The organism is Lachnoclostridium sp., from assembly GCF_031997925.1.
Lineage (GTDB): Bacteria > Bacillota > Clostridia > Lachnospirales > Lachnospiraceae > Lachnoclostridium.
This window is the reverse complement of the sequence record NZ_DAMADT010000030.1, coordinates 3352-9839: the sequence shown is the minus strand read 5'-3', so window position 1 is coordinate 9839 and position 6488 is coordinate 3352. Positions and strand designations below refer to the sequence as shown.

General features: G+C 36.6%; 6 protein-coding genes. All 6 read left to right on the top strand.

Features of this window, described 5'->3' with window-relative positions:
- On the top strand, window positions 1–404 hold a 404-nt coding region (locus RTP52_RS16055; RefSeq protein WP_331661715.1), incomplete at its 5' end, for a hypothetical protein.
- A 31-nt stretch (window positions 405–435) separates the two neighbouring features.
- Entirely contained in the window at window positions 436–1284 is an 849-nt protein-coding gene (gene prmC / locus RTP52_RS16050; RefSeq protein ID WP_312372461.1) for a peptide chain release factor N(5)-glutamine methyltransferase, read from the top strand.
- A gap of 374 nt (window positions 1285–1658) precedes the next feature.
- A complete protein-coding gene (prfA, locus tag RTP52_RS16045; RefSeq protein WP_312107427.1) occupies window positions 1659–2735 on the top strand; it encodes a peptide chain release factor 1 in 1077 nt (358 codons plus the stop codon).
- A gap of 176 nt (window positions 2736–2911) precedes the next feature.
- Window positions 2912–4279 carry a TrkH family potassium uptake protein gene (locus RTP52_RS16040; protein ID WP_312372459.1) on the top strand — a complete coding sequence of 456 codons (1368 nt, stop codon included), beginning with the start codon at window positions 2912–2914 and terminating at the stop codon, window positions 4277–4279.
- A 78-nt stretch (window positions 4280–4357) separates the two neighbouring features.
- The gene (locus RTP52_RS16035; protein ID WP_312107289.1) at window positions 4358–5011 is read left to right on the top strand and encodes a potassium channel family protein; all 654 of its coding nucleotides are present in this window, start codon (window positions 4358–4360) and stop codon (window positions 5009–5011) included.
- 82 nt (window positions 5012–5093) lie between these two features.
- Window positions 5094–5888 (top strand): TrmH family RNA methyltransferase, encoded by a 795-nt coding sequence (locus RTP52_RS16030; protein ID WP_312107287.1) that lies wholly within the window; start codon window positions 5094–5096, stop codon window positions 5886–5888.
- Window positions 5889–6488 lie beyond the last annotated feature (600 nt).

Sequence of the window (6488 nt, the reverse complement as noted above, 5' to 3'; positions counted from 1 at the left end):
GTAAGAATACTAAAGATAGCATGGATACTCAAGACAGTAAGAATACTAAAGATAGCATGGATACTCAAGACAGTAAGAATACTAAAGATAGTATGAATACTCGAGATAGTAAAAATGCTCAAGACAGTAAGAATACTCAGGGAAGTAAGAATACTCCAAATGATACCTTAACTAGTAAAAATGATTCTTCAGAAGAATTTAAAAATTTGGATAAACTGTTATATGATATGCCTGAAGCAGCAGTAGAAGAAAAGCAAAGCAAGTTAAGAGAACGTGCACGTATACCAGAACAGGCTGTATTAAGTTCTACAGAGATTGCAGCTTCTCTAGAACCTACAGAGGAAGAGGATGACGAAATTTTACGTGCGCTTGATAAGTATTTTTCCAGTGGGAAAGATGCGTAGTAATTAGGATAGATAATTTTAAGGAATGATAATGTCGAAAATAACTTATGAAAGTGCCTTGAGGGAGGGATGTGCCCTCCTTCAAGCTATAAGCATCCAAGATGCAGAATTAGATGCCTGGTATTTGCTTGAGCATGTGACTGGGCTAAGACGAATTGACTATATGATTCGGGCCAAAGAAGATATGCCGATAGAAAGGTATGATCACTATCAGCAACTTCTTAAAAAGAGAGCCTTGCATATTCCGTTACAGTATCTTACTGGGAATCAGGAATTTATGGGGCTTTCTTTTCGCGTCAATGAATCAGTTTTAATACCGAGACAGGATACGGAGAGATTAGTAGAAGAAGTCTTAAAAGTTTGCAAGGATAAGGACATCTTAGAACTGTGTACTGGTTCTGGGTGTATTATTGTTAGTCTTGCAAAGCTTGGAGACATAAAAAAAGCGGTAGCGGTTGACATTTCCAGCGATGCAATTAAAGTGGCAGAAGAAAATGCAAATGCTAACGAGGCTTTGATTACCTATATTCAGAGCGATATGTTCTCTAATGTTTCTGGAACATACGATGTGATTGTTTCAAATCCACCTTATATTGAATCTGAGGTTGTAGAAGGATTAATGCCGGAAGTAAAAGATCATGAACCAAGAATTGCTCTTGATGGTGATGCAGACGGATTAAAGTTCTATCGGATATTAGCAAAAGAATCAGGAAGATTTTTAAATAAAAATGGTAAAATATATCTAGAAATTGGTTATAATCAGGCGGCTTCAGTGAGTGAATTATTAAGTCAAAATGGATTTGCCCAAATTAATGTGGTGAAAGATTATGCTGGTTTGGACCGTGTGGTAAGTGCAGTATATGAGGGTGAAATCAAGTAAAGGAGTAAAAAGACGTTTATGAGAAATATTAGGTGTATAGAGATGGTTTTTCTCTAGCTGCGTAAACTATATAACAAAGATTTCACTTGAAATACTGTGAATATCAGTAGTGTAAAATAATGAGCACTTCGCCCTTCTTGTGTAAGCGTGTATTGGGTGTTTGTGTGAGAATGATACATTAAAAAGACTAGGAAAAATTATGAGCTGGGGAGTTATGTGATACATGAATTTATGCAAGTAATGAATGTATGCAAGACATAAAGTAATGCAAGGCATAAAATCAAGAAATGCATAAAATCAAGAAAGACATAAAGTTATGAAAGAATAACTGCCAGTGTTAATAAAAAGCATAAAGTGCTAGAATAGAGGTTAACATGTTTGATAAATTAGAAGATCTATTAATTAGATTTCAGGAAATCCAGAATGAATTAAATGAGCCAACCGTAACGAATGACCAAGCAAGATTTCGTAAGTTGATGAAAGAGCAAAATGACCTTGGTGAAATCGTAGACAAATACCTTGAGTATAAACAAACAAAGAAAAATATTGAAGAAAGCTTGGAACTATTAGATGAAGAAAGCGATGAAGAGATGCGTGAACTTGCAAAAGAGGAGTTATCTACAAGCAAGGCAAATCTAGTAGTGATTGAAGAACAGCTTAAGATTTTATTACTTCCAAAGGATCCAAATGATTCAAAGAACGTTATTGTTGAAATTAGAGGAGGCGCCGGTGGAGATGAGGCTGCTTTATTTGCAGCGGAACTATTCCGTATGTATTCCAAATATGCTGAAACAATGCGTTGGAAAATTGATATGATGAACTTAAACGAAAATGGTATCGGTGGTTTTAAGGAAGTAATCTTTATGATCAATGGCGGGGGAGCGTACTCTAAACTTAAGTACGAAAGTGGAGTACATCGTGTACAAAGAATTCCAGTAACAGAATCTGGCGGAAGAATTCATACATCAACAGTAACCGTTGCTATTATGCCTGAGGCAGAAGAAGTCGACGTTGAACTTAATATGAATGATTGTCGATTTGATGTATTCCGTTCTTCTGGTAATGGTGGTCAGTGCGTTAATACTACTGACTCAGCGGTACGATTAACCCATATGCCAACCGGTATCGTAATATCCTGTCAGGATGAGAAATCTCAGTTAAAGAACCGTGATAAGGCATTAAAGGTATTACGTGCAAGATTATACGAATTGGAACTTGAAAAAGCTCATGATGCAGAAGCAGCTGCGAGAAAGAGTCAGGTAGGAACAGGAGATCGTTCCGAAAAGATACGTACGTATAATTTCCCACAGGGACGTTGTACAGATCATAGAATTAAACTTACCAGCCATCGTTTGGATGACATTATGAACGGGGATTTACAAGAAGTTATTGATAGCTTAACTGCGGCAGATCAAGCAGCAAAGCTTTCCAATATGCAGGATGAATATTAATACCAAAAGAGATTGATATCAAAAGAGATTGATATCAAAAGAGATTAATATCGAAAGAGATTAATATTCATGACAAGGAAAAGTTCGCCAAGCGTACTTTTTCTTGTTTATAGGGAATACGACATTTGCAAACAGTTTACGTATGCATAGAGTTTAAATTGTAATAGGAGACAACTATGTTTCAGAAGAAAAGAAGGTTTTCAACAACAAGAATGATTGCATTTGGTTTCTTAGCAGGGATTGTGCTAGGAGCTTTACTGCTATCTTTACCGATTGCCACGAAGGCTGGAATTGTTACTCCGCTTGAAGATTCGTTCTTCACAGCGACGACATCCATCTGTGTGACTGGACTGACAACTGTAACAACAGGGGAACATTGGAGTTTCTTCGGCCAACTGGTAATCCTGTTTTTGATACAGTTCGGAGGATTGGGTGTTGTAACCTTCACAACAACAATATTCTTACTTCTAGGTAAGAGAGTAAAATTATCTGATCGTTTGGTAATTCAAAATGCGTATAACATTGATACCTTATCAGGTCTAGTAAAATTAACGAAGAAAATAATTAAGTTTACCCTTATTGTTGAAGGAATAGGAGCTTTTTGTTATCTATTTCAATTTGTCCCAGAATTTGGAGTTATAGATGGTGTATGGTATTCTATCTTTCACGCGGTATCAGCATTTTGTAATGCTGGTATTGATTTAGTTGGCAGCAATAGCTTTATACCATATCGTGATAATCTATGGATAAATCTAGTTACCATGGGCTTAATCGTTCTTGGTGGTATCGGTTTTCCGGTATGGTGGGATGTATTTCATATTTCAAAACAAGCAGTAAAGAAAGAGATTAAGGTTCGCTCCATGTTTCGAAGATTGACCTTACATTCTAAAATTGTTATTACTGTTACAGTAATTATGATAGTGCTCGGGGCAGTTATAACCTTTATTCTTGAATATAACAATCCAGCAACCATTGGAGAATTATCGTTAGGGAAGAAAATGCTTTGTTCGTTGTTTCAGTCGGTAACGACCAGAACGGCGGGGTTTGCAACAATTCCACAACAAAATTTTAAAGATGCGACAAGTATTTTATACTTAGTATGGATGTTTATTGGCGGGTCACCTTCTGGTACTGCCGGTGGAATAAAGACAGTAACAGTTGCAGTGATTTTATTATCAACGATATCGATTATACGTGGTAAAAAAGATATTGAAATCTTCCAGAGAAGAATATCAGATCAATATTTAAAGAAAGGTCTTGCAGTTGTAATGGTCAGCTTCGTAGTGTTAATGGTAACTACCATTTCATTAAGTGCAATACAAAATAGTAGTTTTTTAGATACGCTTTATGAGACAACCTCAGCCATTGGTACAGTCGGCCTTACTAGAAATATGACAGGTAGTCTGATGACCGCTGGTAAAATTATTGTTATGATAACAATGTACCTGGGACGTATTGGTCCTATTACGATGGCACTGGCGATTAATGCAAGTAAACATCAAGGAGAAAAATCCTTACCAGAAGGTAAAGTCCTGATAGGATAGTGTGAATCTGGAAGTACCGCATCTGCAAGTAATTGTTGTATGCAGCGGGTGATAGTGAGGTTTGATTAGGAGGCAGTTATGGCAAGAAAAGAATTTGTAGTTTTTGGATTAGGCAGATTTGGTAAAAGTGTAGCAACCACGCTTGCAGAAGGCGGATGTGAAGTAATGGTTGTAGACAACGACGAAGATAAAATACATGAGATTGCGGACTATGTTACGTATGCAGTAAGAGCCGATGTAACAGAAGCGGAAGCATTAGAAAACCTTGGTCTGAAAAATTTTGATGGTGCAGTTATAGCGATTGGTGAGAATTTAGAGGCAAGTGTTATGGTAACGATTCTTGTCAAAGAGTTAGGAGTACCTTATGTTCTTGCGAAAGCGCAAAATGAGCTACATGCGAAAGTATTAAAGAAGGTTGGAGCTGATATGGTTGTATTTCCAGAGAAAGAAACCGGAATCCGTATCGCAAACAATTTGATGATGGGGAATTTCTTTGATGCAATTGAATTGTCTTCCACGTCTAGCATGATGGAACTTGACATCTTACAGGAATGGATTGGACACTCCTTGCGGGAGCTAAATCTACGCGCCAAAAGTAAGATTAATGTAATCGGAATCAAAAGAGATGACCAGCTAAATATCAATCCAGATGCAGATATGCCACTGAAAAGGAATGATGTATTAGTTATCATCGGAAAGAATGAGATTTTAAATAAGTTAGTGAACCAGTAAATAGGATAACTTACTATTTATTCTGGTGCACATATTGCTATCGTAATAAAATTGCGCGAAAGCAGTAAGAAATGAGGAATATATGATCACTAGTTCATCGAATAGTCAAATCAAAAACTTAATAAAACTTCAAAAACAGAGTAAGGTTAGGAATGAACAGAAGGTATTTGTCTGCGAAGGGAAGAAAATGTTTGAGGAAGTTGCAAGCCAACAGCGTAATCAAATCCAGAAGGTTTACCTAGCAGAGAGCTATTATCATCAATATACGAAGCAAAATCCGGAATACTTAAAGGGGTTAGATTTTGAAGTATTATCAGAACAAGTTATGAAGGAAGCATCCGATACGATAACACCTCAAGGAATACTTGCGATAGTAAAGCAGCCAGTTTATACCCTAGAAGATATGACTTCAGGTGATTCCATTCGATTACTTTTACTTGAAGATATCAGAGATCCAGGGAATCTGGGTACGATGGTAAGAACAGCAGAAGGTGTAGGAATGACTGGTATCGTGCTTAGTAAAGATAGTGTTGATATGTTTAACCCAAAAGTAATACGCTCTACCATGGGAGCTATATTTCGGGTACCTTTCTTCTATGCAGAAGACTTTTCTGTATGCCTTAATCAAATAAAAAATGAGGGAATAGCGGTTTATGCAGCTCATTTACAAGGTGCAGTATGGTATGATAAAGTTTCTTATCAAGGAAAGTCTGCAATTCTTATCGGAAATGAAGCGAATGGGCTAAGTGATATGGCAACTTCACTATCTACACAGAGAATTAAGATACCGATGGAGGGAAATGTTGAGTCCCTAAATGCTGCAATCGCAGCGGCTGTGTTAATGTATGAGTCTTATCGTCAAATTCGAAACAAGTAAATTGATAAGAGAAAGGATTTTTATTGCGGATTCTTTTTTTAAAAGTGTATTGGTTAGTATTAATTATTGTAACTTCATACAAAATAGACGGGGCATTTACTCTAAGATATGAATTATCTTTGGGGGGATGTTCCTTTTTTATACCCTACATTAATTTTCGGCGAGGTTATAACGGAACCCATATAACTACTAGGGCAGAGTTATTTTTAACCTCATCGTAGTGGTAACGAGGTTATGATCAAGTAGCGTTAGCAAAAAGCGAATATCCGCTTTGAATTGAAATCATATAGAAATTCATTATTTTTATTATTAAATTTACAGGCAGATTGTCTTAGATTTATGTATCTTTCTCATATATTTTGTACATGGAAAAATAGAGTAGTCACGTTTTGTCAAACGGTGACTAGCGGTTTGACTTTTCAAAGAGATAATTCCACGATATAATGAATGTAAAATTATGGAAAGGACAAACCACCATGAAGTTCATCGAGAGTTTTTACGATAATTATACGTTCTTGTACATCATGGGCGGGATATGTTGCATTGGAGTACTGATGAAATGCTGCCTGCTGTATGGGTACGTAAGATTAATTCGCGCCT

What these genes read in the sequence shown, in the direction of transcription:
- prmC (WP_312372461.1), top strand. Translation starts at nt 436, where the DNA reads ATGTCGAAAATAACTTATGAAAGTGCCTTGAGGGAGGGATGTGCCCTC.
- prfA (WP_312107427.1), top strand. Translation starts at nt 1,659, where the DNA reads ATGTTTGATAAATTAGAAGATCTATTAATTAGATTTCAGGAAATCCAG.
- RTP52_RS16040 (WP_312372459.1), top strand. Translation starts at nt 2,912, where the DNA reads ATGTTTCAGAAGAAAAGAAGGTTTTCAACAACAAGAATGATTGCATTT.
- RTP52_RS16035 (WP_312107289.1), top strand. Translation starts at nt 4,358, where the DNA reads ATGGCAAGAAAAGAATTTGTAGTTTTTGGATTAGGCAGATTTGGTAAA.
- RTP52_RS16030 (WP_312107287.1), top strand. Translation starts at nt 5,094, where the DNA reads ATGATCACTAGTTCATCGAATAGTCAAATCAAAAACTTAATAAAACTT.